Origin of the sequence: Bacillus sp. PAMC28748 (genome assembly GCF_014250415.1) — a bacterium.
GTDB classification, from domain to species: domain Bacteria; phylum Bacillota; class Bacilli; order Bacillales; family Bacillaceae; genus Bacillus; species Bacillus licheniformis.
In genome coordinates, this window is sequence record NZ_CP060192.1 from 2,205,114 (window position 1) to 2,232,071 (window position 26,958).

The 26,958-nt window shown below is 45.3% G+C and carries 27 protein-coding genes and 1 riboswitch; of the genes, 22 read left to right on the forward strand and 5 right to left on the reverse strand.

Features of this window, described 5'->3' with window-relative positions; all coding sequences use genetic code 11:
* Window positions 1-6: 6 nt before the first annotated feature.
* From H7F26_RS11275 to yhbH, 7 genes are all read left to right on the forward strand, one after another.
* Window positions 7-912: an amidase domain-containing protein gene (locus H7F26_RS11275; RefSeq protein WP_009328996.1), complete on the forward strand. Its 906-nt coding sequence runs from the start codon at window positions 7-9 to the stop codon at window positions 910-912.
* A 34-nt stretch (window positions 913-946) separates the two neighbouring features.
* Window positions 947-1,429, forward strand: a complete 483-nt coding sequence (gene trmL, locus H7F26_RS11280; protein WP_085959525.1) for a tRNA (uridine(34)/cytosine(34)/5-carboxymethylaminomethyluridine(34)-2'-O)-methyltransferase TrmL — start codon at window positions 947-949, stop codon at window positions 1,427-1,429.
* A gap of 91 nt (window positions 1,430-1,520) precedes the next feature.
* Window positions 1,521-2,135: a YhbD family protein gene (locus H7F26_RS11285; protein ID WP_003180021.1), complete on the forward strand. Its 615-nt coding sequence runs from the start codon at window positions 1,521-1,523 to the stop codon at window positions 2,133-2,135.
* Window positions 2,136-2,149: 14 nt separating this feature from the next.
* Window positions 2,150-2,860, forward strand: a complete 711-nt coding sequence (locus H7F26_RS11290) for a polymer-forming cytoskeletal protein (RefSeq protein WP_003180023.1) — start codon at window positions 2,150-2,152, stop codon at window positions 2,858-2,860.
* Window positions 2,861-2,874: 14 nt separating this feature from the next.
* Entirely contained in the window at window positions 2,875-3,576 is a 702-nt protein-coding gene (locus H7F26_RS11295; protein WP_003180026.1) for a hypothetical protein, read from the forward strand.
* Window positions 3,577-3,976: 400 nt separating this feature from the next.
* The gene (gene prkA / locus H7F26_RS11300; protein WP_009328994.1) at window positions 3,977-5,872 is read left to right on the forward strand and encodes a serine/threonine protein kinase PrkA; all 1,896 of its coding nucleotides are present in this window, start codon (window positions 3,977-3,979) and stop codon (window positions 5,870-5,872) included.
* Window positions 5,873-6,046: 174 nt separating this feature from the next.
* The gene (gene yhbH, locus H7F26_RS11305; protein WP_003180030.1) at window positions 6,047-7,213 is read left to right on the forward strand and encodes a sporulation protein YhbH; all 1,167 of its coding nucleotides are present in this window, start codon (window positions 6,047-6,049) and stop codon (window positions 7,211-7,213) included.
* A 57-nt stretch (window positions 7,214-7,270) separates the two neighbouring features.
* Here the strand turns inward: yhbH and H7F26_RS11310 are convergent.
* Window positions 7,271-8,433, reverse strand: a protein-coding gene (locus H7F26_RS11310) for an IS3 family transposase (protein ID WP_085959889.1) whose coding sequence is annotated in 2 segments (ribosomal slippage) — window positions 7,271-8,157 and window positions 8,157-8,433 — 1,164 coding nt in all. Because the reading frame shifts where the segments join, the coding sequence is not laid out codon by codon here.
* A 376-nt stretch (window positions 8,434-8,809) separates the two neighbouring features.
* On the opposite strand from H7F26_RS11310, the gene H7F26_RS11315 reads away from it, so the two are divergent.
* The 8 genes from H7F26_RS11315 (at window position 8,810) to H7F26_RS11345 (ending at window position 14,832) form a co-directional block, all read left to right on the forward strand.
* A complete protein-coding gene (locus tag H7F26_RS11315) occupies window positions 8,810-9,442 on the forward strand; it encodes an HlyD family secretion protein (RefSeq protein ID WP_003180031.1) in 633 nt (210 codons plus the stop codon).
* Between the two features lie 63 nt (window positions 9,443-9,505).
* A complete protein-coding gene (locus tag H7F26_RS11320) occupies window positions 9,506-11,071 on the forward strand; it encodes a DHA2 family efflux MFS transporter permease subunit (RefSeq protein ID WP_202604285.1) in 1,566 nt (521 codons plus the stop codon).
* A 17-nt stretch (window positions 11,072-11,088) separates the two neighbouring features.
* Window positions 11,089-11,619 (forward strand): NAD(P)H-dependent oxidoreductase, encoded by a 531-nt coding sequence (locus tag H7F26_RS11325; RefSeq protein WP_003180033.1) that lies wholly within the window; start codon window positions 11,089-11,091, stop codon window positions 11,617-11,619.
* Window positions 11,620-11,632: 13 nt separating this feature from the next.
* Window positions 11,633-11,965: a hypothetical protein gene (locus tag H7F26_RS11330; RefSeq protein WP_003180034.1), complete on the forward strand. Its 333-nt coding sequence runs from the start codon at window positions 11,633-11,635 to the stop codon at window positions 11,963-11,965.
* 712 nt (window positions 11,966-12,677) lie between these two features.
* Complete coding sequence (locus H7F26_RS22235) at window positions 12,678-12,752, forward strand: hypothetical protein (RefSeq protein ID WP_350314102.1); 75 nt, start codon at window positions 12,678-12,680, stop codon at window positions 12,750-12,752.
* Window positions 12,746-12,955: a hypothetical protein gene (locus H7F26_RS11335; RefSeq protein WP_003180037.1), complete on the forward strand. Its 210-nt coding sequence runs from the start codon at window positions 12,746-12,748 to the stop codon at window positions 12,953-12,955. The genes H7F26_RS22235 and H7F26_RS11335 overlap by 7 nt, the downstream gene beginning before the upstream one ends.
* A 19-nt stretch (window positions 12,956-12,974) precedes the next feature.
* Window positions 12,975-13,898 carry an ABC transporter ATP-binding protein gene (locus tag H7F26_RS11340; RefSeq protein WP_003180039.1) on the forward strand — a complete coding sequence of 308 codons (924 nt, stop codon included), beginning with the start codon at window positions 12,975-12,977 and terminating at the stop codon, window positions 13,896-13,898.
* Window positions 13,891-14,832 carry an ABC transporter permease gene (locus tag H7F26_RS11345; protein WP_003180041.1) on the forward strand — a complete coding sequence of 314 codons (942 nt, stop codon included), beginning with the start codon at window positions 13,891-13,893 and terminating at the stop codon, window positions 14,830-14,832. Before H7F26_RS11340 ends, H7F26_RS11345 begins: the two co-directional genes overlap by 8 nt.
* Before the next feature lie 117 nt (window positions 14,833-14,949).
* Here the strand turns inward: H7F26_RS11345 and cspB are convergent, their stop codons facing one another.
* On the reverse strand, window positions 14,950-15,150 hold the full coding sequence (gene cspB, locus H7F26_RS11350; protein ID WP_003155376.1) for a cold shock-like protein CspB: 201 nt from the start codon (window positions 15,148-15,150) through the stop codon (window positions 14,950-14,952).
* 302 nt (window positions 15,151-15,452) lie between these two features.
* A riboswitch (SAM riboswitch) is annotated at window positions 15,453-15,566 on the forward strand.
* Between the two features lie 100 nt (window positions 15,567-15,666).
* Here cspB and H7F26_RS11355 point away from each other — a divergent pair.
* The 4 genes from H7F26_RS11355 to H7F26_RS11370 all read left to right on the forward strand — a co-directional run bounded on the left by H7F26_RS11355 (window position 15,667) and on the right by H7F26_RS11370 (window position 19,673).
* The gene (locus tag H7F26_RS11355; RefSeq protein WP_003180043.1) at window positions 15,667-16,668 is read left to right on the forward strand and encodes a methionine ABC transporter ATP-binding protein; all 1,002 of its coding nucleotides are present in this window, start codon (window positions 15,667-15,669) and stop codon (window positions 16,666-16,668) included.
* Window positions 16,669-16,670: 2 nt separating this feature from the next.
* Complete coding sequence (locus H7F26_RS11360) at window positions 16,671-17,321, forward strand: methionine ABC transporter permease (RefSeq protein WP_003180045.1); 651 nt, start codon at window positions 16,671-16,673, stop codon at window positions 17,319-17,321.
* 21 nt (window positions 17,322-17,342) lie between these two features.
* Window positions 17,343-18,161: a MetQ/NlpA family ABC transporter substrate-binding protein gene (locus H7F26_RS11365; RefSeq protein ID WP_003180047.1), complete on the forward strand. Its 819-nt coding sequence runs from the start codon at window positions 17,343-17,345 to the stop codon at window positions 18,159-18,161.
* Between the two features lie 123 nt (window positions 18,162-18,284).
* On the forward strand, window positions 18,285-19,673 hold the full coding sequence (locus tag H7F26_RS11370) for an L-cystine transporter (RefSeq protein WP_025805528.1): 1,389 nt from the start codon (window positions 18,285-18,287) through the stop codon (window positions 19,671-19,673).
* A gap of 45 nt (window positions 19,674-19,718) precedes the next feature.
* On the opposite strand, the gene H7F26_RS11375 is transcribed toward H7F26_RS11370, so the two are convergent.
* Window positions 19,719-20,060: a hypothetical protein gene (locus H7F26_RS11375; RefSeq protein ID WP_003180050.1), complete on the reverse strand. Its 342-nt coding sequence runs from the start codon at window positions 20,058-20,060 to the stop codon at window positions 19,719-19,721.
* 47 nt (window positions 20,061-20,107) lie between these two features.
* Window positions 20,108-21,904, reverse strand: a complete 1,797-nt coding sequence (locus tag H7F26_RS11380) for a S9 family peptidase (RefSeq protein WP_003180052.1) — start codon at window positions 21,902-21,904, stop codon at window positions 20,108-20,110.
* Window positions 21,905-22,049: 145 nt separating this feature from the next.
* Between H7F26_RS11380 and H7F26_RS11385 the strand changes: the two genes are divergently transcribed.
* Both H7F26_RS11385 and H7F26_RS11390 read left to right on the forward strand, forming a co-directional pair.
* Complete coding sequence (locus tag H7F26_RS11385; RefSeq protein ID WP_003180053.1) at window positions 22,050-22,610, forward strand: YhcN/YlaJ family sporulation lipoprotein; 561 nt, start codon at window positions 22,050-22,052, stop codon at window positions 22,608-22,610.
* A gap of 115 nt (window positions 22,611-22,725) precedes the next feature.
* Window positions 22,726-23,619, forward strand: coding sequence for a gluzincin family metallopeptidase (locus H7F26_RS11390; protein ID WP_003180055.1), 894 nt, complete (start codon window positions 22,726-22,728; stop codon window positions 23,617-23,619).
* On the opposite strand, the gene H7F26_RS11395 is transcribed toward H7F26_RS11390, so the two are convergent.
* A complete protein-coding gene (locus H7F26_RS11395; RefSeq protein ID WP_003180057.1) occupies window positions 23,613-24,260 on the reverse strand; it encodes a spore coat protein in 648 nt (215 codons plus the stop codon). The two genes, H7F26_RS11390 and H7F26_RS11395, sit on opposite strands and share 7 nt — an antisense overlap.
* Window positions 24,261-24,931: 671 nt before the next feature.
* On the opposite strand from H7F26_RS11395, the gene H7F26_RS11400 reads away from it, so the two are divergent.
* Entirely contained in the window at window positions 24,932-26,956 is a 2,025-nt protein-coding gene (locus H7F26_RS11400) for an ATP-binding protein (RefSeq protein ID WP_003180059.1), read from the forward strand.
* Window positions 26,957-26,958: the final 2 nt, after the last annotated feature.

The window sequence follows — 26,958 nt, forward strand, 5'->3', positions numbered from 1 at the left end:
TAGCCCTTGAAACAGATCATCGAGCAGCTCCTGAAAGCCAGACTTCAATACTTAATTAACGGCAATGATGAAACAAACTGGCGGGATGCCGGAGGTTTTGAAGTCATTGAACGGAAGCGGAGGCTTTTTCAAAAACGCGGCGTGCATATCGTGAAGGCCAATATAGAAGCGGCTGTAAAAGAGCATTGGCTTGATGAAGACGGCGCGTCACATGTGAACTATCAAACCCATACCGCATATTTGTGCAAAGACGGGGATGATATGTATATGGAAGAACATATGGAAGACAGAAACGCCCTTTTGTATGATCAGATGGTCATTAAAGACTCCGAGGCCCTGCGTCCGGCCGCACAGTCTCATCCTGAGCCTGAAAACGGCGATGAAGATATGCGCGAATTGCTGGGAAGGGCGTTCCGCTATGACCGGCTTGCCGCGGTGCGCTATGCTGAAACGTATTGGAATAAACGAAATCCTGCTTATAAAAACTTTGAAGACAATTGCACAAACTTTATTTCCCAGTGCATAAGGGCCGGAGATGCGCCGATGCGCGGCTATCCGAACAGAGGCAAGGGCTGGTGGATGCAAAACCATTCCTGGAGCTACAGCTGGACTGTCGCTCATTCGCTCAGAACCTTTTTGAAGCATTCAAAAGCCGGTCTCCGAGCGGTTCAAAAGCCGGCTGCGAAAGAGCTGATCGAAGGCGATGTCATCTGCTATGATTTTAACGGAGACGGCAGATTTGACCACGTGGCCCTTGTGACAGCGAAGGATAAAAGCAATATGCCGCTGGTGAACGCGCAAACGCACGACTGCCGGATGAGGTACTGGTCTTACGAAGATTCGCCTGCTTATACTTCATCGATTCGATATGCGTTTTTTCATATATCAGATGATACGACAAAATCGAAATGAGTGGTATAATAAACAGCGGATTAGAAAAACAGAGGTGAATACTTTGGCATTGCATGTCGTACTATATCAACCAGAAATTCCTGCAAACACAGGAAATATCGCACGGACTTGTGCAGCAACAGATACAACACTTCATTTAATCAGACCGCTCGGCTTTTCAACCGACGATAAAATGCTCAAGCGGGCAGGTCTTGATTATTGGGAATTCGTCAATGTCGTCTACCACGACTCATTGGATGAATTGTTTGATGCCCATCCTGAAGGCCGTTTTTTCTTCATTACAAAGTTCGGTCAAAAACCGCACACTTCATTTGATTATTCAGATCAAAACGAAGATTACTTCTTTGTCTTCGGCAGAGAGACGAACGGCTTGCCGAAAGAGCTGATCGAACAAAACATGGATCGCTGTCTGCGCCTGCCGATGACAGAGCACGTCAGATCACTGAACTTATCAAACACTGCGGCAATCCTCGTGTATGAGGCGCTTCGCCAGCAGAATTACAGAGATTTGACTTAATAGGTAAAGAGCCCTTTTTCAAAAGGGGCTCTTTTTTTGTTTTCCAATGTAACAGTGTTATGTTACAATGTGTGTGAAGGAGCTGAAACAGATGGTTCAGGATGATTTAATTTCAAAAAAAGAGCTGCTGGATTTGACTTCGATCTCGTACGGACAGCTCTATAGATGGAAACGGAAAAATTTAATACCTGAAGAGTGGTTTATCCGGAAGTCTACGTTCACCGGACAAGAAACGTTTTTTCCGAGGGAAGACATTTTAAAAAGAATTGAAACCATTCAAAGCATGAAAGAAAACCTTTCCCTTGATGAGATGGCGGAAATGTTTTCGCCCGATTTGACCGAACTAAACGCGAGCCGCGGGGAGCTGCTAAAAAAAGGCATCGTTTCAGAAGCGGTCATGGCGTTTTTTGAAGAATGCACCGGAAAACGCGATCATCCATTTAATTTGACAGAAGCACTTGCGGCTTATGTGCTGGAAGGCTTGCTTCAATCCGGCGACATCAGCCTGGATGAAGGGAAAATGGTGCTGGATGTCATCATGTCGAACGAGGCGGAAAACAAGGGAAGGCTGCTTGTGCTCCGGAAGCTCGGCGTTGCAACATGTCTGATTGCCGAGGGCAGCATTGTGTTGGAAAAGGGAGTCAAGGTAGCCGCTGACATCAATCTGGCGGCGAGCAGTGAAGAATTGAAAACAAAATTCATGTAATTGGAGGATCAAAGATGGAGAATTTATTGATAAACGGATTCGGCAGTTCAGGCGGAGGCGCGTATCAAACGGTTGAGTTAAACGGCAAAGGTACGATTAACGGCGATATTGACTGCGAAAGGTTCAGCTGCAGCGGCACCGGGACTGTAAACGGAGACGTAAAAGCGGATGAGCTGAGAATCAGCGGCCATGCAAAACTAAACGGCGCCATCGAGGCTTCAAAGGTTAGAATTGATGGTTCTGCAAAAGTGGATGGCGATGTCGAAGCAGAAAAGCTTAAAATCTTAGGCTACGCCGGCATTAGCGGACATGTGAAAGGCGACGAAGCGATCGTTCGCGGAAAAACGTCGATCGGCAAAGACTGCCAAGTGGAACATTTTTCTGCAGAAGGCTATTTTACAATCGACGGGCTGTTAAACGCGGAGCAAATCGAAATTAAGGTTCACGGCGGCGAAAGTAAAGTGAAAGAAATCGGCTGCCGGAGGATCGTCTGCACTGCACATCAATCGAAGCTGTTCTCGTTTTTATCGGAGCTTATTTCTCCTCCAAGGCTGTCTGCCGAGCTGATTGAAGGGGATCATATCGAACTTGCCAATACGACCGCAAAAGTTGTCCGCGGCAATTCGGTTATCATCGGCGAAAATTGCGACATCGGCCTGATTGAGTATAAGGAAGATATCCGGGTGGCCGAAACGGCAAAAGTCGGAGAGAAAAGGAAATTATAGCGGAGGGATAGGACATGAAGAAACACGACTTGAAAATACACGGATCCGGAAGCGCGGGGGGCGGATCATTCCATCGTGTTCTCATTAGAGGTGAAGGAATGATCACGGGAAACATTGATTGCGAAAAATTCAGTACACACGGTACAAGCGAACTGTCAGGCGACGCGAAAATTAAAAGCTTTAGTGTACACGGGGAAACAGAGATCCGGGGGAGGCTGAAAGCTGACAAAGCCAGAGTATACGGCACGGCGGATGTTTCTGAGAACGCCGAGATCAGCGATGCAGCCGTGAAAGGCATCATCAATATCGGGGGAAATATGACGGCTGACACTTGCGATGTCAAAGGCGCCCTGAACGTAAGAGGCGATTGCGAGGCAGAGGATTTTAAACTGACGGGCAGCCTGGATGTAAAGGGCCTCCTGAACGCAGGTGTGATTGACATCGGCTTAAAGTACGGAAACAGTTCGATTGGCGATATCGGCGGTACGGATATTAAGATCGTCAATAAACGCGGGCTGTTGTTTAATAGAAACGGAGGTACTCTCTCGGCAGGGACGATTGAAGGAGACGATATTTACCTGGAAAACACGGCGGCCCGAATGGTCAGAGGAAACCGCGTGCATATAGGACCGGGATGCAAGATTGAGAAAGTTGAATACAAGAGCAGCTACCGGGTATCTCCGAAGTCTGAGGTAAATGAGGATCAACAGCAATAAAACAGTGTTATGTTGTGAAAAAAGGGATGGCTTTAAAAGTGAGCCATCCTTTTTTCTTTTTTAATTTTACTTTCCGGGTTTGCTTTCGTATCCGGCAGTAAATATGGATACGAGAAACGCGAGGATGACCCCCATCATGATCAGCGTTCTCATTAAAATCCCCCTCTCATCCTTGATCCCTTGTTGTCATCTGCACCGATGCGGCGAGCCGTTCCGCAGGAGCACATGCGGACGGAACTTTTCTGCTCTTATTATGAATGGTTTGCTCCAGCCTTGTCAATTCGAGGAAAGTACATTTCATTTTTCATATGAAAAGCATCTAAAGGGACATCTTCGCATAGAGTGAATGTAACAGTGATTCACTTGGCACCTTGCATTTATCATCATATAGGAGGTTCTTATGGATATATTAAAAAAGATTGAACAGTATAGAGAGGAAGAGCAGCGTCTGAAATGGGAAGGAACCTTCGCTGAATATCTGGAAATCGTAAGAGAAAATCCGACTGTCGCGCAATCTGCTCATTCCCGCGTTTACAATATGATTAAAGACAGCGGCATTGAAGAGAAAGACGGCAAAAAAGTATACAGCTTCTTTGACAAAGAGCTGTTTGGTCTTGAAGAGCCTTTGGAACGCCTTGTTGAAGAATACTTTCATCCGGCCGCGAAACGCCTTGATGTCAGAAAAAGAATCCTGCTTTTGATGGGGCCTGTCAGCGGGGGGAAATCGACTTTGGTCACCATGCTGAAAAGGGGGCTTGAAGCATACTCTCTTACAGATGAAGGGGCTGTCTATGCGATTAAGGGCTGCCCAATGCATGAAGATCCGCTTCATTTAATCCCTCAGCATCTGCGGGACGATTTTTACAATGAATACGGCATCCGCATTCAAGGAAACCTGTCCCCGTTGAACATGATGAGGCTTGAACAGGAATACGGCGGAAGAATAGAAGACGTGAAGGTTGAAAGAATCTTTTTTTCAGAGGATAAACGGACGGGGATCGGCACGTTCAGTCCGTCAGACCCTAAATCGCAGGATATCGCCGATCTGACGGGAAGCATTGATTTCTCGACGATTGCCGAATACGGATCGGAATCCGATCCGCGCGCATACCGGTTCGACGGAGAATTAAACAAAGCGAACAGAGGAATGATGGAATTTCAGGAAATGCTGAAATGCGATGAAAAATTCCTCTGGCACCTTTTATCGCTTACACAGGAAGGGAATTTCAAAGCGGGCCGGTTCGCGCTCATCTCAGCGGATGAATTGATCGTAGCCCACACGAATGAAACCGAATACCGTTCATTTATATCCAATAAGAAAAACGAGGCGCTCCATTCGCGGATTATCGTCATGCCGATTCCATATAATTTAAAAGTATCGGAAGAGGAAAGAATTTATGAGAAAATGATCGCTGAAAGCGATGTGTCTGATGTTCATATTGCGCCGCACACGCTAAAAGTGGCCGCGATGTTTTCAATTTTGACAAGGCTGAAGGAGCCGAAGAGGTCAGACATTGATCTCGTCAAAAAAATGAGGCTGTATGACGGAGAGAGCGTTGAAGGATACAATTCAGTCGATGTCGAGGATTTGAAAAAAGAATACACTGATGAAGGAATGAGCGGAATCGATCCGCGTTATGTCATCAACCGGATCTCGTCGACGATCATCCGCAAAAATATGGAGTCGATCAATGCGCTCGATGTCCTCCGTTCTTTAAAAGAAGGACTCGGCCAGCATCCGTCGATTTCGGCAGAAGACCGCGAGCGCTATTTGAACTTTATTTCCGCCGCCAGAAAAGAGTACGACGAAATGGCGAAGAAAGAAGTCCAAAAAGCGTTTGTATACTCTTATGAGGAGTCGGCGAAAACGCTGATGGACAATTATCTTGATAATGTCGAAGCGTACTGCAATAAAATTAAGCTCCGCGATCCGCTGACAGGAGAAGAGATGAATCCGGATGAAAAGCTGATGAGGTCAATAGAAGAACAAATCGGCATTTCCGAAAATGCGAAAAAGGCATTCCGAGAAGAAATTCTCATCCGCATTTCTGCCTATGCAAGAAAAGGGAAGCGATTTGATTATAATTCCCATGAGCGGCTCAGGGAAGCGATTCAGAAAAAGCTGTTTGCAGACTTGAAAGATGTCGTCAAAATCACGACGTCGACAAAAACGCCGGACGAACAGCAGCTCAAGAAAATCAACGAGGTCGTCGCCCGTCTCATTGATGAGCACGGCTACAACTCGACAAGCGCAAACGACCTCTTAAAATATGTAGGAAGCTTATTAAACCGGTAGCTTGAAGACCCGTCCGGAGAAGGGCGGGTCCTTTTGTCCCATTTTCAAAATTGTTTGTCAAAAGTTATTTGCACCTGCATAAGATAACAATAAACACTTTTAGACTTGCATCCGCAGGACTTTGACCTATAAACCGAAGCCATTTAAGGGGATTATCAATAAGGAGGGGAATTCATGTCCCATAAAGACAATGGCCATTTTATTATTTCTCAGGAAGACTGGTCCCTCCACCGAAAAGGGTATGATGACCAACAGCGTCACCAGAAAAAGGTGCAGGACGCGATCAAAAACAATCTGCCTGACCTGATTACAGAAGAAAGCATCATTATGTCCAACGGCAAAGATATTGTCAAAATTCCGATTCGCTCGTTGGATGAGTATAAAATCCGCTATAACTATGATAAAAATAAACATGCCGGCCAGGGAGACGGCGACAGCCAAGTAGGAGATATCGTCGCAAGGGACGGCTCTGATAAGCGGGGCGCCGGCAAAGGCCAGGGAGCGGGCGATCAGGCCGGTGAAGATTATTATGAAGCGGAAGTTTCGTTAATCGATTTGGAAGAGGCGCTCTTCAGCGAAATGGAGCTGCCGAATTTAGAACAGAAAGAGCGCGATGATATCGTTGTCGAAGATATTGAATTCAACGATATCCGCAAAACGGGTTTGACGGGCAACATCGATAAGAAAAGAACGATGCTCAGCGCATTTAAGCGAAACGCAATGACTGGAAAACCGTCGTTTTATCCGATCTATCCCGAAGACTTAAAATTTAAAACGTGGAATGACTCTGTAAAGCCTGAATCAAAAGCCGTTGTGCTCGCCATGATGGATACGAGCGGATCGATGGGCGTTTGGGAAAAATATATGGCGCGAAGTTTTTTCTTTTGGATGACACGTTTTTTACGGACAAAGTATGAAACGGTCGATATCGAGTTTATCGCCCATCATACAGAGGCCAAAGTGGTATCAGAAGAAGATTTCTTTTCGAAAGGGGAAAGCGGGGGAACAATTTGTTCATCTGTATACCGCAAATCCCTCGAGCTGATCGAAGACAAATACCATCCGACACGCTATAACATTTATCCGTTTCATTTTTCGGACGGCGATAATCTGACATCCGACAACGCGCGGTGCGTCAAGCTTGTCGGAGAGATTATGGAGAAAGCGAATATATTTTGCTACGGCGAAGTCAACCAGTACAACAGACATTCAACTTTAATGTCAGCCTACAAAAATATTAAAAATGAAAAATTCAAGTATTATGTGCTGAAACAGAAAGCCGATGTTTTTCAGGCTCTGAAGAGCTTCTTCAACAATGAAGAACGGCACCAATATACATGAAAAAACCTGAATTAAACCTCTGAACTGACCCGTTAAAATGAGACTTAGAAAAAACACCTATGCTGCCTGTCCCCTGTATTCCAGTGGGGACAGGTAGTTTAATTTTGCCTGAATTCGTACATGATTATATCGATACATGTATTGATTTACAATTTGTACTACTTTAGAATTGGATATAGATGCTCTACTTTGAGCGTTAAATCCTTCCGACTTTAGCGAGGAGTGAAAGGATTCAATGACGGCATTATCATGGCAGTTTCCTTTTCGAGACATGCTTGTGGTAATGCCTTTTTCTTTGGCCAAATTCTGATATGCATGTGAAGTATAGACAGATCCCTGGTCGCTATGAAGAAGTAACCCTACTGGTTTACGTAATTCTACAGCTTCCCTCAATGTGTCTAATACTAGGTTAATATCTTGGCTCGTACCTATTTTGTAAGCCACTATTTCGTTGTTATATAAGTCCATAATCGTTGATAAATATAACATAGTCGAGCCATAAGGTAAGTAGGTAATGTCGGTTACCCATTTTTCATTTAATCGGCTTGCTTTAAAATTACGATTGAGAGTGTTCGGCACAATAATATTACTCTCACCACAAATGTACTTTTGTCGCTTCTTCTTAACTTGACACTGAATCTCAAACTTTTGCATAATTTTTTGTACAGTTTTGCGGTTTACATTTATCCCATACTTTCTGTTTAAGATGGATTTAATTTTACGATGACCATAGTGATAGAAGTTTTTCTTACACAGCTTGATTACTAGCTCTTCTAATGAAGTTAGCTCAACTTTTTTATACTTCTTTTTCCAACGGTAATATGTTGACTTAGGTATGCCTAATACTCCAAGAATATCAATTATTTTAAAAGTGGCTGAGAGTTCTTCTACAACTTGGACAATGACTCGTGGCTCCAACTCCTTTCGATCTCCTGGTACTTTTTTATAATTGCCAATTGAGCCTCTAGCTGTTTATTCTTTAGTTTTAATTCTTCTAGCTCACTCATTTCCTCCGATTCTTTACCGTAGGAATATTGTTTTCCAACTTGTTGCGAAAATCGATAGGTTTGGCCTGTTTTGTACCATCGCATCCATGTTTTAATTTGAGTCTTATTTTTTATCCCCAGTTGTTCCATTATTTCTTTGTTTGTCATTCCAGCTTGTTTCATTTTAATTACTTCCCATTTTACTTCTTCTGCGTAATGTACTCTTGTGCCCATAGAAAAACACCCTCCTAAGAATCATATTGTATTAATACGATTCAGGGGGTGTTTTTTCCTTGTCTCATTTATTTGGGTCTCTCCACCTCCGCTGCCGGAGGTTTTTTGTTTGGAAAATATTTAAATCAAAATTTTAAGTGCAAGGTTATTGACATTCTTTATTACTTTAACTAATATTTAATCTTGTTAACTATTTATTTTGTTGTGCAGAGGTAAAAACAAATTTACCGTTTCCGATCTTTCTTGCTCAGTTTTGAACAACTTATTCAGTACACGTCCCGCAAGCTGCTGAGCAGGAAATAGGAAAAGCAAAACCGAGGGAGCCGTTCAAACCGGCTTCACCCAAAATATAAGGATATGAAAGGAGAAATAAAACATGAGCAAAGGACGTTTAATTGCGACGAACATTATCGGACTCATCATCGTGCTTGCCATCTTAGCAGGAGGTGCGTATTTCTATTATGACAGCATCAGCTATGTGAAAACCGATGAAGCGCACGTGGCAGGCGAGATGGCCGATATTACGGCGCCTGCATCAGGGAAGCTCGCAGATTGGGATTTGAAAGAAGGATCAAAAGTTTCGAAGGACGAAAAAACAGCGAAAATCAAAGGGGAACAAACGGTTGACGTGAAGTCGATCATGGACGGAACGATTGTCAAAAACGAAGCGAAGGAAGGCCAGATCGTACAAGCCGGTCAAACGCTTGCGAAAACAATCGACATGGATCATCTGTACATTACTGCTAACATTGAAGAAAACGACCTGAAAGACATCGAAAAAGGGGACAAAGTCGATATCGTCGTTGACGGTGATTCAGGCACTACATTTGAAGGAAATGTCGAAGAAATCGGCTATGCGACAAACTCAACATTTGACTTGCTTTCTCAAAGCAATTCAAGCGGAAACTACACGAAAGTAACGCAGAAAGTACCTGTGAAAATTTCAATCAAAAACCCGTCTGACAAAGTGCTGCCGGGAATGAACGCATCCGTGAAAATTTCAAAATAACCGGGGGAAATAAAAACGAGCGAAAGGAGGATGTCATAAGTGGCTTCTCAGAAAAAAGGAAATATGTCACTGCTTATCATATTAATGGCCGGCTTGTTTCTGGCCATTTTAAACCAAACGCTGCTGAATGTGGCGATGCCTCATCTCATGACAGAGTTCAATGTGAGCGCCACAACGATTCAATGGCTGACAACCGGATATATGCTTGTCAACGGCGTTTTGATTCCTTTATCAGCCTTTCTGATTATGCGGTTCGGCGGACGGAGCCTGTTTTTAACGGCCATGCTGCTGTTTACGGCCGGAACGCTGATATGCGGAATTTCGCCTAATTTCTCGACGATGTTAACCGGACGCCTCATTCAGGCAGTCGGCGGAGGCATACTTCAGCCTTTGGTCATGACGACGATTCTCTTTATCTTTCCTCCGGAAAGCCGCGGGAAAGGAATGGGGATCTTTGGCCTTGCGATGATGTTTGCTCCTGCTGTCGGTCCGACTCTATCCGGCTGGGTCATTGAAAACTACAGCTGGCGGATCATGTTTTACAGCCTTGTGCCGGTTGGTGTCATCGTCATCATTTTCGGTTTTTTCCTATTTAAAAATATGACGGAACCTAAAAAAATCAAATTGGATACAGCAGGCGCGATTCTTTCAGTCGTCGGATTTGCGGCGTTGCTGTATGGCGTGAGCGAAGCCGGCTCAGACGGCTGGGATGATCCGATCGTACTTTCTACAGTTGTGATCGGTGTAATCGGCATTGCCGCTTTTATCATCCAGCAGTTGAAATCGAAAGAACCGATGCTTGACTTCAGAGTGTTCAAATACGATATGTTTTCACTGTCAAGCGTGATCAACGCCATCATTACGGTTGCTTTGTATGCCGGAATGTTCCTGATTCCGATTTATTTGCAAAACCTGGTCGGTTTTACAGCGCTTCAGTCGGGGCTTCTTATGCTGCCGGGCGCACTCGTCATGCTTGTGATGTCGCCGATCTCAGGAATTTTATTTGATAAAGTCGGCCCAAGGCCGCTGGCGATTGTCGGTTTATTGATCACCGTTGTGACGACCTACGAATTTACGACGCTTACGATCGATACGCCGTATATGTACATCGTGCTGATCTATGCGATTCGGGCGTTTGGGATGTCTATGCTGATGATGCCGATTATGACTGCCGGCATGAACCAGCTTCCGCAGCATCTAAACAGCCACGGAACGGCGATGTCGAATACGCTTCGCCAAATCAGCGGTTCGATCGGAACGAGCTTGATCACGACGATTTATACGAATCGTACGACATTCCACTATGCATCAATGGCCGATCAGACAAATACGGCTGATCCGTCATTTATGAGCACATTGCAGTCAACGATTCAGTCAACCGCGCAATCGATGCATATATCTCTCGAACAAGCACAACAATATGTCGTGAAATATTTGACCGGACAGGCGCAGCTCAACTCGAACGTCATGGGTATTAATGACGCGTTTATGTGGGCGGCCGGGTTCTGTGTCATCGGTCTCGTTCTCAGCCTGTTTTTGAGGGATGTCAGAAAAGACAAGCTGCGCAGGAAGAACAAAGCGCAGGAGCTGACATTGCTTCCGGCTCCTAAAGAAGCGAAAGAATCTTAAAATGAGGAGGTTCTGACATGAAAATTTATGTTGTTTACGACAGTGAAGGCGAGCATACGAAAAAGCTGGCTGAAGCCATTGCAGAAGGCGCGGGGGAACATGATGCTGCAGACGTGCGGATCGATCATGTCAGCCAGGCGGATATTAGAAAGCTCGAAGAAATGGACGCTATCATCTGGGGATGCCCGGGCCATTTCGGTACAATCAGCTCCGGATTAAAAACTTGGATCGACAGGCTGGGCTACCTTTGGGCGGAAGGAAAGCTGATCAATAAGATCGGCGCAGTCTTCTGCACAACGGCGACGACCCACGGCGGTCTTGAGGCGACAATGCTCAACTTAATAACACCGATGCTTCATCAAGGCATGATGGTCGTCGGCTTGCCTGGAAATGTACCTGAAAATGCTTTATACGGGTCTTATTACGGTGCAGGCATCACGTGTCCTGTCGACAGTGACGAATTGATCGGCGAGGAAGGCCTGGAGCTGGGCCGGGCTTTAGGCAGACGCGTCGCCCAGGTGACAGACCGCTTTACAGCAGGACAGTGAGGAGCGATTTGACATGACCATTATACTGACCATCATCGCTGCTGTCCTCGTCATTATCGGTCTGGTGGTATTTAATGTGCGGTCGGCGTCTTCTCAGGATAAACCCGAACATGAGGATAAAGCTGCATCTGCGGCTGGCATTCCTCAGGTTCAGGAAGAAGAAGAGCCTGAGCAGGTTAAAGCCGATCAGCAAGATCCGTTCGAAATGAATGATCAAACCTATCGGGCGATCCTGCAAAAACTTCAACAACCAAAAGAGGAAAAAAAATATCCCGAGAAGACGGAAATGGACGATATGGATTACCGAAACGCATTAAAATCCATGAAAAAACGGGAACAGGATTAAAGGCAAATTCGCTGGGCACCAGCGGGTTTGCTTTTTTATTTGCGCTTTTTTTGCAATATTACTTCCGATTCCCCCCGCACTACTGATGCAGTACTCTGATACAGCTCGGTCTGGAAGGGAAGACGCAGCTTTAGTTATAAATTCGAACAACAATGCGTTATTGCTGTTGTATACCAATTGATATTTCGCGCCGTTTATTCATTTTCGAGCTGATTGTCAGAAACGTTCTGATCCGAAGCAGCAACAGCCTGTTTTCCGCGTCATTTGCTTCTCGTCAATATCGCTGTCTGTTTAGGCTGCGTGTTTTTTTCCACATGAGTGATGTTCTTTCGAACGATAGATGAGCGCTCAGAAAATATTCGGCTATCAAAAAATCATCCGGGACATTTCCTTGTTGATCTACGATGCTTATGGATTATTCGAGGCGCTGTTCATCAAGAGCGGCTTATTCCAGAAAGTGCAGAGATTCTGGAGCATTTCTTTAAATGCTGATTTCAAATTTCATGATGAACAGCCAGAAAGGAGACGAAGAACGTCTCTATTTAACAGAGCTTGATATGTTCTGCGTCCATTTCGGGTCAAGGATATATTCACTATTATGAAACCAATTTTTCCGATTTCCGTATAAACAAAGCGTGGAACCTGTTAAAGGACAAGAAAAATCGACAGGGATATAAAAATCGGCAAGCTTTCCAAAGGGAACCGGGGCAGGCTGAAGCTAGCGCTCACATTGGCGAGCGATGCAGCGGTCGTGCTGTTTGATGAACCATCCGGTCTCCGATGGTGAGGGAGTCGACAGTCAAAAGCCTTCTTACATATTTGGAGCTTGACAAGCAGACAATCGCCATCGCCACCTATGAAATTGAACAAATATTGGATGTCGTCTTAAATGGCCGAATTGAAGCAAAAAAGGATGTCGAACAGCTGCGCGAGGAATCCGGAATGTCGCTTTTGGAATGGCTGAAACGGTTTATTAAAGAAAAAAATTGAAAAAGCGGGAGGAGAAACATTGGAAACACTTTTGGAATTAAAAAATGTATCAAAAACGATCAGGGGGAAAAAGATCATCGAGGGCTTGAGTTTTGACGTGCGGGCAGGCGAGATATTCGGCTTCCTGGGGCCGAACGGCGCCGGAAAAACGACGACGATCCGGATGATTGTCGGACATATGAGCATTACCGCCGGTGAAATCGCCGTGTGCGGCGTCAGCGTAAAAGAAAACTTTGAAAAGGCTGCACGGCATATCGGAGCGATCGTTGAAAACCCGGAGCTTTATAAATTTTTAACGGGCTACCAAAACCTTCAGCAATACGCGCGCATGACGAAAGGCGTGACGAAAAAGAAAATTGACGAAATCGTCGAGCTCGTCGGATTGAAAAACAGGATCAACGACAAGGTCAAAACGTATTCGTTAGGAATGAGACAAAGGCTTGGCCTTGCCCAAAGCCTTTTGCACGATCCAAAGCTGTTGATTCTCGATGAGCCGACGAACGGGCTTGATCCGGCAGGTATCCGGGAAATCCGTGACTATTTAAGAAAGCTGACGAGAGAAAAGGGAATGGCGGTCATCGTTTCAAGCCACCTGCTTTCAGAAATGGAGCTGATGTGCGACAGGATCGCCATTATTCAAAACGGAAAGCTCCGGGATATTCAGCATGTGCACGGACCCGCTCGGGATGAGAAGAAGCGCTATTATATTCAAGCGGACGACACCCAGGCTCTCACACGGGAAGCGGCTGCTTTCAGAAAGGTGAAGGTTGACGAAGCGGAAGGCGGGATAGAGCTCAGCATTCAAAAGGATGAAGTGCCTGATTTGATTAAACACTTGACAGACAGCGGTGTTCGCTTATATGAAGTGAAGGCTGTGAACAAATCGCTGGAAGACCGATTCCTGGAAATCACCGCAGATAAGGAGGAAGCTCAGCATGTTTAATCTCATCGTAAATGAATGGATCAAAATTTTTAATCGAAAAGGCACATACGTCATGATCGGAATTTTGCTGTTAGCTGTCATCGGGCTGGGCGTTCTCACAAAGACGATCGGAGAGACAGACCAAAACACGGACTGGAAAAAGGAATTGGCGCAGGAAAATAAGGACATGAAGGAACAGCTTAAAGGGAACAGCAATCCAACACTTGAAAAAAATTATGAACAGTCGATCGCAATTAATGAGTATCGAATCAAGCACGATTTACCGGCAGATGGGGATTATTCAGCTCTGTCTTTCATCAGCGATACGAGCGGGCTCATCTCGCTCGCCGGTTTGTTTGTAATCACGGTGGCGGCGGGAATCGTTGCGAATGAATTCAGCTGGGGAACGGTGAAGCTGCTTGTCATCAGGCCGATCAGCCGCTTTAAAATCCTGCTGGCAAAATATTTTACGGTCCTGCTTTTCGCATTGGCTTTGCTTTTCATTCTGTTCGCAAGCGCAGGGATCACAGGCCTTGCTTTATTCGGGGCAGGCGACAGCAGCCAGGTTCACTTGGTGTATGTCGGTGGAACGGTTGAAGAAAAAAGCCTGCTATTGCATTTGGCCGGCAGCTATTTGCTGAATTCGATTTCGCTTTTGATGATGGCGACAATGGCCTTTATGATTTCAGCGGTTTTCAGAAACAGCTCGCTCGCCGTAGGTATTTCGATTTTCCTTTTGGTTATGGGCGGAACGGTGACAGGCCTGCTCGCGACGAAATTTGCTTGGGCGAAATACATCCTGTTTGCCAACACGGACCTCACTCAATACTTTGACGGATCTCCGGTTGTTTCAGACATGACGCTGGGATTCTCGATTGTGATGCTGGCTGTCTATTTTATCGTTTTTCATGTGCTCGCCTTTGTTGTATTCACAAAGAGAGACATCGCTTCATAAGCGGTATACGTTTAAAAAAAGCCTGACACCGGTTTCCGGGCGTCAGGCTTTTTTTAAATATAAAAAGACTGCTGACATTCGGTCAGCAGTCCTGTATGAAGATCAGCGGTTCACAGCTTACGCTTTTGTTACGTTAGCAGCTTGTGGTCCGCGGTTTCCTTCAACGATTTCGAAAGATACAGATTGGCCTTCTTCCAAAGTTTTGAAGCCTTCGCCTTGAATAGCAGAGAAATGAACGAATACATCGTCTTGTCCTTCAACTTCGATGAATCCGAAACCTTTTTCAGAGTTAAACCATTTTACTTTACCTTCTAGCATGAAATTTCCTCCTAAAGCGATAACGCTTAAATTCACTATTCTTGCTCTAAAACAAACTTCCAAGACGAAAACTCTTACAAAACTTTCTTCTTAAAGATAGTTCGAACAAAAATAATTACCTTTACTTTACCAGTGTTTAAACGAAATTACAACTGCTAAACACAATTTTTTTAAAAAAAGTGAAATTTAATGCTCAGGGTGAAAAACAATGAGTAAAAAGGGAGTTTTTGAAATTTTCACGAATCTGATTGACAACATTTCAAAGAAGCTGTAAAGTTAGGTAAAACTTCATGCAACTATACTTCTTATTCAGAGAGGCGGAGGGAATTGGCCCTGTGAAACCTCGGCAGCGGGTTCTGCATACAGCAGAATACTGTGCCACATCCAACAAGCCGTACGGGCTTGGAAGATAAGAAGAGAGCGGACTCACTCTATTTACTTTGTGTCGTCAAAGGCTTCTTCTTATTTTTTAAGAGGAAGCCTTTTTTGTTAGCCCTAAAAGAGGAGGAGATCATCATGATTACATTTGAAGGCGTTGAAAAGGTCTATGAAAGCGGCGGACAGAAGGTCCATGCGCTCAATGGAATCGACCTTCATGTGGATAAAGGGGAAATATACGGCGTCATCGGCTTCAGCGGCGCAGGAAAAAGCACGCTGATCCGCTGTGTGAACTTCCTTGAAAAACCGACGGCCGGAAAGGTTTTCGTCGGCGGAAGAGACTTAATGTCCCTGTCGAAAGCTGAGATACGAACTGTGAAAAGGAAGATCGGCATGGTTTTTCAGCATTTTAACCTGTTAAATTCAAAGACGATTTTCGCTAATGTCGCTGAGCCGCTTGCGCTTGTTAAAACACCGAAAGCCGACATAAAGAAAAAAGTGACGGAGCTGCTCCGTTTTGTCGGACTTGAGGATAAAGCCCGCGATTATCCGGATCAGCTTTCGGGCGGACAAAAGCAGCGCGTCGGGATTGCCCGGGCGCTGGCGACAAATCCGGAGGTTCTGCTCTGTGATGAAGCGACATCAGCGCTTGACCCGCAGACGACCGGCGATATTTTGAAGCTGCTGAAGCGCGTCAATGAACAATATAACATCACGATTCTGTTAATCACTCATGAAATGAATGTGGCAAAAGAAATCTGCGACAAAGTTGCGGTAATTGAAAAAGGAAGAATCATTGAATCCGGCAGTGTGTTTGACGTATTTTCCGCGCCGGAAACCGAAACGGCCAAAAGCTTTGTCAAATCAGCCATCGACCACGAGATACCTGAATCGATTCAAAAATTAAATCTGAAGCACCTCTACCAGCTTCAATTTGTCGGCGAATCTTCTGGGAAGCCTTTTCTTTCTCAAGTGTCAAAGCGGTATGACGTAGAAGTCAACATTCTGCACGGAACGATTACAGAGCTTCAGGGAATTCCGTTTGGCAGCATGACGGTCGAGCTGCAGGGGGAAGATGGTGAAATCGGGCGGGCGCTCGAATATATACGCAGGGAAAACATTCGCATCAGGGAGGTATAAGCATGCTAGTTACATATGACCAAATCATTGACGCACTGGTTCAGACGATTCAAATGACGGTTTTTTCGCTTTTATTTTCAAGCGTGATCGGCATTCCGCTCGGCATTTTGCTGGTAGTCACAAGAAAGGGGCATCTGCTTGAGAATCCGGCAGTTTTTACGTTTGTCAATATGATCATTAACATTTTCCGGTCCGTCCCGTTTATCATTTTAATGGTTGCTTTAATTCCAGTGACAAGGCTGATTGTAGGGACGTCGATCGGCACATCGGCAGCGATTGTTCCCTTGACTTTTTATGCGGGGCCTTACATCGCTAGACTCGTCGAGAACTCTCTGCTTGAAGTGGATCCGGGAGTCATTGAAGCCGCTGAAGCAATGGGAGCGACTCCGAGACAGATCATCTTCAGGTTTCTGATTCCAGAAGCGCTCGGTTCGCTTGTGCTGAGTTTTACGGTGGCAACGGTCGGATTGGTCGGGGCGTCGGCGATGGCTGGTGCGATTGGTGCAGGCGGTCTTGGGGATTTGGCGATCACATACGGCTATCAAAGATTTGACACGCTGACGATGATCATCACGGTTGCAATTCTCGTCATCGTAGTGCAAGGATTGCAGACATCCGGAAACGTTCTGTCAAAAAAATTGAGAAGAAGATAGACAGAGAGGGAGACGGCTATTATGAAAAAATTTGCATGTGTTGTGATCTTCCTGCTGCTTGCGGCAGTGATCGCGGGGTGCGCGGCAGACTCTGATGCGAAAACCATTAAAATCGGCATCAGCGGAACGGATACGAGAATTTGGGACTTTGTGAAGAAAAAAGCCGAAAAAGAAGGCTTAAAGCTTGAAATCGTCAAATACTCCGACTATGTTCAGCCAAACCAGGCTTTGGCGAGCGGCGACATTGACGCCAACGCTTTTCAGACGATATCCTACTTTAATGCATTCAAAAAGGAACGCAACCTTGAATTATCGCCGGTCGGCACAACGATCATCGCTCCGATGGGCATTTATTCCGAGAAATATGATTCGCCTGGCGATATACCAAACGGCGCGGAAATTGCCGTTCCAAGCGAAGCGACGAACATGGGCAGAGCCTTGCTTCTGCTGGAGTCCGCCGGCCTGCTTCAATTAAAGGACGGATTTGACGGAAATGGAACGCTTGATGCAATTAAAGAAAATCCTAAAAAACTCAAAATCACAACGGTGGCCGCAGAGCAAACGCCGCGCGTGCTTGCCGATGTCGCTGCATCCGTCATCAACAACGGCATAGCGGTTGACGCCGGCTTCCATCCTGTCAAAGATTCGATCAAACTGGAAGATGAAACAGCGACACCGTACATCAACATTATTGCGGCCAGAACAGAAGACCGGGATCGCGAAGATTTGAAAAAGATCGTCGAGCTGTATCAAGCAGACGACACTGCTGAATTGATTAAAAAAGAATTTGACGGAGCACAGCTGCCGACTTTCGTTCCTCTAAAAGACATCGGCGAATAAAATGTCAGTCGCGCAATTGCTTCCCGGGTCATATATTGAAATACATCGATAATTCCTACTTGACCAATCAGGTTTGTTGTACTATAGTTTTTAAATGTAAAAAATTCTGGGGGTGCTTTTGTTATCATGACATTATTTGTTGTTATTAATATTATCGTCATGCTCGGCCTGATGGCGCTCCTTTATATGATGCAAAAAAAGCATGTTTCTTTTTCTAAGCGGGTATTTACCGCTCTGGGAATCGGAATTGTTTTTGGATTCGCTTTGCATTTTATATATGGTTCGTCTTCAGAAACGATTACGCAGACTTCTGATTGGTTTAATATCGCAGGCGGCGGCTATGTCAAGCTTTTGCAGATGATCGTTATGCCGCTTGTATTCATCTCGATTTTGGGTGCTTTTACAAAGCTTAAGCTGACGCACAATATCGGAAAAATCAGCGGATTGATCATCGGGCTCTTAATCGCGACGACAGCCGTCGCTGCTGCGGTGGGTATCGCGTCCGCGCTTGCTTTCGACCTGCAGGCCGTCCATGTGGACCAAGGCCAGGCGGAGACAATGAGAGGGGCGGAACTCGAACAGAAATCGCAGGACATGGAAGCCAAAACGCTTCCGCAGCAAATTGTCGAGCTTCTTCCTGGAAATCCGTTTTTAGACTTTACTGGAGCAAGACCGACATCAACGATCGCAGTTGTTATTTTTGCGGCTTTCCTTGGGATCGCTTATCTCGGGGTCAACCGAAAACAGCCTGAACAAGCTGAACTTTTCAAAAAAATGGTTGATGCCGTGTATGCGATCATTATGCGTGTGGTCACCTTAATTCTGAGGTTGACGCCTTACGGTGTATTGGCGATCATGACAAAAACGATTGCAACGAGCGACCTCGACAGCATTGCCAAACTCGGCAAATTTGTCATCGCTTCATATGCGGCGCTGATCGTCATGTTCATCATTCACCTGCTGCTCATTACATTCAGCGGTTTAAATCCTGTCACATACTTGAAAAAGGCGTTTCCAGTTCTTGTATTCGCGTTTACATCAAGATCAAGCGCAGGCGCTTTGCCGCTGAACATTAAAACGCAGCGAAGCCTTGGTGTTCCAGAAGGCATTGCGAACTTTGCCGGATCCTTCGGACTGTCCATCGGTCAAAACGGATGTGCCGGCATTTACCCTGCAATGCTCGCGATCATGATCGCGCCGACTGTCGGCCAAAATCCGCTTGATCCGTCATTCTTGTTCACGGTTATCGCAGTTGTTGCGATCAGCTCTTTCGGAGTGGCAGGCGTCGGCGGAGGTGCGACCTTTGCAGCGCTTCTCGTCCTTTCGGCATTAAACATGCCTGTAGCGCTTGCCGGACTTCTGATTTCTGTTGAGCCGCTGATCGACATGGGGCGTACGGCTCTCAATGTCAGCGGCAGCATGACGTCAGGACTTGTCACGAGCAAAGTGACAAATGAGCTTGAAAAAGACACGTACCAAGACCGTACAAATATCATTGAAGCAGAAGTGTAAAAGAAAAACGGCCCGCACAGCTTGAGAGCTCGTGCGGGCCGTTTTTTATGAATAGCTTTGATCGTCATCGAACATCGTCTGAGCTGCAGCCTGATCGTTCATGACATTCACCGGAGCAGTCATATGGCTTGATTGATGCTGGTCATTTGCCGTATGGCCTGACTGGCGGTGTTCATGTGATTGTCCTCCCGGATTAAAAGCCTGCTTGATCATGTCAGCCGGATTCATCATCGTCTGATTGCGGCCGCTTCCTTGCTGCCGTCCTCTCATGCCATTCGCGAACATGCCGGTCAATCTTTTGCGGATTTCGGGAGAAAAAGCCGCGGTTAATGCAGCTGATCCTAAAACTAATACAGCGGGATGGATGCCAGATCTTCTTCTAAACAAAGGGTCAACCTCCTTTTTACGTATACCATCCCCAGTCATGATCGGTTTTATTCTTCAACCTTGGCCGCGTGATATAAGCGGTGCTTTTCAAAAAATTCGAAAATGGCGCGGTAGACTTTCATTTTATTTTCTTTTTTGGAAAAACCGTGCCCTTCATTTTCCAAAACGAGATACTCGATATTCCGCTCCATGTTCCTCAACTGATCGACGACCTGATCGGACTCTTCCTTTACGACGCGCGGATCGTTTGCGCCTTGGATGATCAGCATCGGCTGAGTCATATTCTCCAGATATGTAACAGGAGAATCGGCTTTCATTTTTTCATAATCCCGCTCCGGATTGCCGACCCATTTTTCCATCATCGGCTGCCAGAAATCAGGTACGGTTTTGACGAACGAAAACAGGTTGCTGACTCCGCATATATCGACGACGGCGCGGAAATACTCAGGATGCCTCCCGTGGAGCAAAAGCGACATATATCCTCCATAGCTGCCGCCCATTAAAAAGAGTTTTTCGCGGTCTGCAAGCTTTTGATCGATAAGCCAGTCGATGCCCGCGGTCATATCGAGGCGCGGCCCGTCTCCCCAATCTTGTTCAACCATTTTAAAGAATGAATAACCGTAATTCGCTGATCCCCTGAAATTAGGAGCGAATAACTGGTAACCCATTTTTGCAGCGAGTTGAAAGAGATCGTAGAACATAAAGGTTTCTGCATCTTGCGGTCCGCCGTGCGGCCAAATAATCGTCCAGCCGTTCGCTTCTACCGGGGAGGGCTTAAACAGCAGTCCTTCTATTGGCAGGCCATCAAAAGAAGGATATGTCACAACTTCAGGATAAGACAGCTCCTGTTCGGAGAAACCCGGAACCGAATGTTTCGTTAATTGCCGCCATTTTGACTGTCCTTTCGTTAATACGTAGAGATTAGTCGGCCTGGTCGGCGTTGAGCCGAGAATGTACAGCGTACCAGAATAGGCGCAGTGTATTTTCGAAATGGATGTGCAAGGGCAATCGATCTGCCGGCTTTGCCCCGTTGCTGTGTTGTACTCATACATCACCTCTTTGACACCTTTTTTTCCAATGAGATAAAGGAAAGTTCCATTCGGGTCAGCGTGGATGGATGTTAAATCAGTTTTATCAATCGAAAGCACCGGCGTAAAAATACCGGATGAAACAGTGTACAAGGCAAGATATGAGAACTCGGCTTCGTAGTTTGTCGTGACGAATAACCGATCATCAGATGCAAAATGGGAAGAATAAACCATGTGAGGCAGCGTCTCATCCGGGAAGATTCCTGTCGTCACGCCTTCAGCTGTATGGACCATACAGACAGAATGGCTGTTGACATAGTAGACATGTATGCTGACGGCTTTCTCGCCCGGGCTTACATCAGACAGCATTGAAGTTCCGTCTTTTCCTTCAAAAATAAGCTCTTCTTTTTCAGTGAGACAATCATATCTGTATGTATTTAAAAATGTCGGATTGTCCTTTGTAGAGGAGTAGTAAACTGCGTTTTGCACAGGGATGGGGGCGAAGTGGCGGTCTGTTTGATTTCCGTTTAATGATTGGAACGTCCCGTTTTTTAAAGAAAGCTTGTACAGTCCGCTTTGTTCGTTTCCGTCATTGTCAAAACCAGCATAAAGGATTGAGCCGTCGGGATTGTAGGCAATTCCTTTTGAGTCCTGATTCAAGAATGACAGCTGGTACGGGTATGTATCGGGAAGATCCATCGCCCACAGGTTCGATGTTCCGTTGAGGTTTGTATCAAAAATAAGCTGAGTCTCATCGGGATGTACCGCAAAGTCTTTAATGCGCAGCGCATGCAAAATGCTATCCGCTTTTTCCATTTCATATACACCTCCGGATTTATTTGGATATTTTTTCGTCCGTTATGATCATAACAAAATAAGCGTATAAAAAATATATTTTAGACAAATAAATAACACGAAAAAGAAAAAAACTATACGTAAATCATTAAAGGAGGCAATTTTAATGTTCAATATGAAAAAAGGCGCGATTGCTGCTTTGCTCCTTCCGCTGCTGTTCACAGCCGGATGCGGCATGGCAAACCAAGGGGCAGATAACAACCGGCGCAATCAGGACAATGCGCTTCAAAATGTAACAAACAGAGATAACGACGCTACGAATGTCAATGACGGCAGAAATGTCAATGACCGAATGAATGTGACAGACAACCGCGATGCCAATCGTGAAGACAATAATATGGAAGTGGCGGATAAAGCCGCAGATAAAGTGGCGGAACTTAAAGAAGTCAGTAGTGCAAACGTGATTACGACAAACCGCAACGCTTATGTCGCGGTCGTTTTGAAAGGCAATCCGAAAGGCAACTTGACGAATGAGCTGAAAGGGAAAATCTCGAAAAAGGTTAAAGAAACAGACAATAACATCAACAATGTGTTCGTTTCGGCAAACCCTGACTTTGTTGACCGGATGAGAAACTATGGCGACAGAATTCAAAATGGCGAACCGATCGAAGGACTTTTTGAAGAATTTGGTGAAACGATCAACAGAATTTTTCCGAATCAAAGATAATGAAAAGCCGCAATCCGCGGCTTTTTTTATTGGCTGCTTTCAGACAGGGCACTTCCTGAATCATCCCGCATAGAGTGTAGTACAGAAAAGTATGATGCGGATGGAGGGATAATAAGTGACGGGGGAGATGAAAGCAGCCTTTGTTTTAATCATGGCGGGCGCTCTATCCGCTCTGTTATTGGCCATTTTTGTCGTGTTCAGCCAAGAGAGCCCTGAGGCGGCTGTGCTTTCGGGAAAAAAAGAAAAACTGAAAGAATCGCTGGAAATGGTCAAATATGAAAGTGTCAGCATTTATTACGCTGAAAAAGATAGGCCGATTCTGGAGCTGACAAAGGAGACGCTTCGGGATGCCGCTGATATGAATCGGGAACTGTTTGTCAGTCCTCTTCAAGACAGCGTTGATTTGATCTTTTTTTCAAACCGCGATGATATGGAGTCATTTTCAAAATTAAAGGATATAACCGGATTTTATTCAAACGATATGAGGATGATCGGGCTTTTGCCCGAGGAGAGGAAGCATCTGAATAACGGCGAGGGATTCGCCGTCTTCCTGTACAAACGGGTGCTGGTGCATGAGTATACCCATTATGCTTTTCACGTCAAGCTGAGAGAACTGAATGCCGACCCGGGAACTTATCCGCTCTGGTTTCACGAAGGAGTAGCTGAATGGGCTTCTGCTCATGACGCGATAGAAATCCGGACTTTGCCTTCAGTCGTCCCCTTGAGCAAGCTGAAGACCGACCGGCAATGGCAAAAAGCCCGGACTGGATATGAAACCGATATTTATTTGCAAAGTTATTATTTGATCGAAGAGCTTGCGGAGAAAAAAGGAAGGGGCGTCATCCTCGACATTATCGAGGAAACGGCTGAGCGGGGAAGTTTTGCAGACGGATTTAAGGCCGCCGTCGGCCAGTCGTTGACAGGTTTTGAGAAAGAATTTAAACGAAAATACGAAGCGAAAAAAACGGCGTTGAAGTTTCATCTTCAATGCCGTTTTCATGATCAATGAATAGGTCTCTGCTGCCCGCTTGGAGGCATTTGCGGCTGACCTTGCACCGGAGCGAATGCTGAAGTCATCTTCTGCATGTCTTGCGGCGCAAGCTGAGGAACTTGATAGTACCCGTGTTTGTTTTGATAAAGGAAAATTTCATAAGCCATTTCGATATAGTGAGGAATCTGGTCTGCCAGAACCCTTCTGCAGACAGGGTTTGTCACTTCGGGAGCCGCCATGGCCAGCGACGAACAACAAGTTTTCATCAAGCCGAGCATAAAGCTGCTGATGCAGGCGTCATCAATAGCCTGCACAGATTGCTTCGGTTGTTTCGGCTGGGCATCTTTTAAACCGTAGACGAATTTGCGGTCCTCTTTCATCATATACGTTGCCGTTTCCTGACTCGGCTTTTGCCCCGTTCTGAAACATTCTGTCGTAATGTTGTACTGAGACGAAATAAACCGATGCTGCCTGTCCAAAATGTCGAGCAGCTCCGGATCTTTGACATGCTCCCTGAACATCATATACTGCTCAAGGACGCCGATCATTCCGGACAGCACTTCATGCATGTCGAACACTTCGTGCCCCCCGTGATTCATATGCTGCATACCTTCATTGCCTTGATTGATCTGCATTTGCGGCTGGTTTTGCTGTTCCACTCTAACGTATCCTCCTTAAATGTAATTCAACTATTATATTTCGTTTTTGCCGCTATGTTTATTCAAAAAAGGAATAATCGATAATCTGGATTTAAAGGGATTTTATTCTAACCGTCGAATAGTTTAGTTCAGAAGAAAATATTATGGGGGTCTTGTATTCAAGACAGCACATCATATCATTGGTCGAAAATGGGGATAACGGTCATCTTGGCGCCAAACTGAGTATTAGGAGAGGAAATTCAGGCCGATTTTGAAATCCCTCGCACCTTTGTAAACGGAGCACAATCTGCCGGGCGATGATGAAAAGTTCACGCGTGTTTCCGGCAGTTTAGAGGAATTCGGTGAGTATATGGATATCTGATATCCGAAAAACAATAGGGCCGGAACATGGCCGGATTCAAATAAAGGCTGCCGGAAGAATAAAAGACAATGTCGGTCTGTGTGCTCATGCACCTTTTGTTCAGAAACGACCGAAAAACAATTGAATAGCAATGCCCGGCTCGATATCGGCATGAAAGCATCTGGCTTCTAATGCCTGCAACTTTTTATTGCCCCTGCGTGATCTGTAAAGGATTCTCCCTCCGTAAACGATTTCAGCTGCCAATCATCATGAAATGCAAAAAAGGTGTTTTCCTTTTTGATTTTGCACTTAGAAAAGGAGGAGTTTTATAATGCTGGGCTCAAGTGAGACGGTTGGAAAAAAGTCAGGTTTATTTGGTAATGATTCTGTGTATCCAAAGGTGCAAACAGAAGTATATAAAAAAATCAATGAACTGAGTGGTTTTCATAGGCTGGATGATATTTATCTTTCCTTGATCGACAAGTATATGTTTCCTTGTCTGATTCTGAATGACCGGGGAGAAATTGTCGCGTCCTCGGAAAGTGCTGATCAATATTTGAAAAGCTCAAAAGGCAGCATTCATCAGGTTTTTCCCGCGAGCTTATCCGTACAGGTCAATGCCGCGTTACAGCGGGCGAAGAAAGAGAAAAAAGAAGTATCGTTTAAAAACGTCCCGATTTATTTAAGCGGAGAACTATCCTTTGTTCATTTGAGATTAAAATGTTTCTTCCGCCAGTATCACAAGCTTTATGTGCTGTTTATCGAAAAAGCACAAGAAGGGGCAGCCAACGCGCCGGTATCCGGCGGAGAGGACGGCCAGCTTCATCTGCAACATCTGTACCGGACGGTAAAAGAGCTCGAAGCGTCCAACGATGCTTTAGTGTCCGCAAATCAAAAGCTGCAGGAGGAAAACAGAAAATTGACGGCGCTCAACAGGGCGTTTGAAAAGAAAGTGAACGAGCTGAACACCCTTAAAAATGATATGAACAATCTGCTGACCAGCACGAACATCGCCGCAGTTTTTTTGGATCAGGAATTGAAATTGAAATTATTTACTCCAGAAGCCGCCAATATGTTCGACCTGAAAAACGAGGACCTTTCAAGACCTGCCGATAAGCTGACAGAGAGGTTTAAGTATGAAGGGTATGCCGATGACTTAAGGCGCACGCTATATGAAAACAAGACGGTCGTAAAAGAGTTTGAAATGCCAGACGGCGGCTGGTATGCCGTAAAAATGATCCCTTATTATACATCGGGAAACATGGTTGAAGGCATTGTTGTCACATTCACGAATGTCACTGAGCTGAAAATGACAAACGAGGCGCTGCATATCAGCTCACAAGCTATAGATCAAAGTCCGGCCAACATATTGATCACTTCGGTCGACGGTTCGGTCACTTATGCAAACAAACGCTTTTGCCGGATGTTCGGAAAACATCAGGATGACATCATCGGCGGCAATGTGTTTGATATTTACCGCAAGCATTTTCACTGTGAGGATCTCACTCGCTTCTGGAAACGCGTCCTTGAAAAGAAACCATGGTCAGGAGAACTTAATTACCAGGATGAGGAGCAGCAGGACAGGTGGGAGCAAATCTCCCTTGTTCCTGTTGAGGACAGCGCGGGGAACGTTCAGCAGGTTATGCTGATATCCGAGGACATTACAAACCAAAAGCGATCTGAAAAAATGCTCATGAAATCGGAAATGCTGTCGGCGGTCGGCCAGCTAGCTGCCGGAATCGCTCATGAAATACGGAACCCGCTCACTTCTCTGAAAGGGTTTCTCCAGCTGATGATCCAATCCAAAAAATATCAAAAAGACTATGCGGAAGTGATGATGTCCGAATTCATCAGGCTTGAAGCAATCATCAACGAATTTCTCGTATTGGCCAAAACGAAATCGAATACATTTGATCCGGTTCAGGTCAACTCGATTGTTGAAGATGTCTGCATGGTATTGGAGTCGCAGGCCGTGCTGAACAACGTAAGGATCGAGAAACAGCTGAGCGGAGATCTACCTGAGATTCTCGCTGTTTCAAATGAGCTGAAACAGGTTTTCATCAACATATTAAAAAATGCAATCGAGGCGATGGAGGATGCTGAAGGCTTTATTACGATACGTTCCTATTTTGAAAAAGACAGCGTATTCATCACCTTTGAAGATCAGGGAAAGGGCATCTCAAAAGAAGTGCTAGAAAAGCTTGGGGAGCCATTTTATACAACGAAGGAAAAAGGAACCGGTCTCGGATTAATGGTTACATTTAAAATTATTGAAAATCACGGCGGAAGCATTCATTTCGAAAGCGAAGAAGGAAAAGGAACGATCGTAAAATTGAAGCTTCCGATTAAAGAATGAGA

Coding starts and splice junctions, on each gene's coding strand:
- H7F26_RS11345 (WP_003180041.1), top strand. CDS start 13,891: ATGTTTAATCTCATCGTAAATGAATGGATCAAAATTTTTAATCGAAAA.
- H7F26_RS11385 (WP_003180053.1), top strand. CDS start 22,050: ATGTTCAATATGAAAAAAGGCGCGATTGCTGCTTTGCTCCTTCCGCTG.
- H7F26_RS11290 (WP_003180023.1), top strand. CDS start 2,150: ATGGAGAATTTATTGATAAACGGATTCGGCAGTTCAGGCGGAGGCGCG.
- prkA (WP_009328994.1), top strand. CDS start 3,977: ATGGATATATTAAAAAAGATTGAACAGTATAGAGAGGAAGAGCAGCGT.
- H7F26_RS11360 (WP_003180045.1), top strand. CDS start 16,671: ATGCTAGTTACATATGACCAAATCATTGACGCACTGGTTCAGACGATT.
- cspB (WP_003155376.1), bottom strand. CDS start 15,150: ATGCTAGAAGGTAAAGTAAAATGGTTTAACTCTGAAAAAGGTTTCGGA.
- H7F26_RS11285 (WP_003180021.1), top strand. CDS start 1,521: ATGGTTCAGGATGATTTAATTTCAAAAAAAGAGCTGCTGGATTTGACT.
- H7F26_RS11320 (WP_202604285.1), top strand. CDS start 9,506: ATGTCACTGCTTATCATATTAATGGCCGGCTTGTTTCTGGCCATTTTA.
- H7F26_RS11295 (WP_003180026.1), top strand. CDS start 2,875: ATGAAGAAACACGACTTGAAAATACACGGATCCGGAAGCGCGGGGGGC.
- H7F26_RS11400 (WP_003180059.1), top strand. CDS start 24,932: ATGCTGGGCTCAAGTGAGACGGTTGGAAAAAAGTCAGGTTTATTTGGT.
- H7F26_RS11365 (WP_003180047.1), top strand. CDS start 17,343: ATGAAAAAATTTGCATGTGTTGTGATCTTCCTGCTGCTTGCGGCAGTG.
- H7F26_RS11380 (WP_003180052.1), bottom strand. CDS start 21,904: ATGGAAAAAGCGGATAGCATTTTGCATGCGCTGCGCATTAAAGACTTT.
- H7F26_RS11355 (WP_003180043.1), top strand. CDS start 15,667: ATGATTACATTTGAAGGCGTTGAAAAGGTCTATGAAAGCGGCGGACAG.
- yhbH (WP_003180030.1), top strand. CDS start 6,047: ATGTCCCATAAAGACAATGGCCATTTTATTATTTCTCAGGAAGACTGG.
- H7F26_RS11325 (WP_003180033.1), top strand. CDS start 11,089: ATGAAAATTTATGTTGTTTACGACAGTGAAGGCGAGCATACGAAAAAG.
- H7F26_RS11335 (WP_003180037.1), top strand. CDS start 12,746: ATGGTGAGGGAGTCGACAGTCAAAAGCCTTCTTACATATTTGGAGCTT.
- H7F26_RS11330 (WP_003180034.1), top strand. CDS start 11,633: ATGACCATTATACTGACCATCATCGCTGCTGTCCTCGTCATTATCGGT.
- H7F26_RS11315 (WP_003180031.1), top strand. CDS start 8,810: ATGAGCAAAGGACGTTTAATTGCGACGAACATTATCGGACTCATCATC.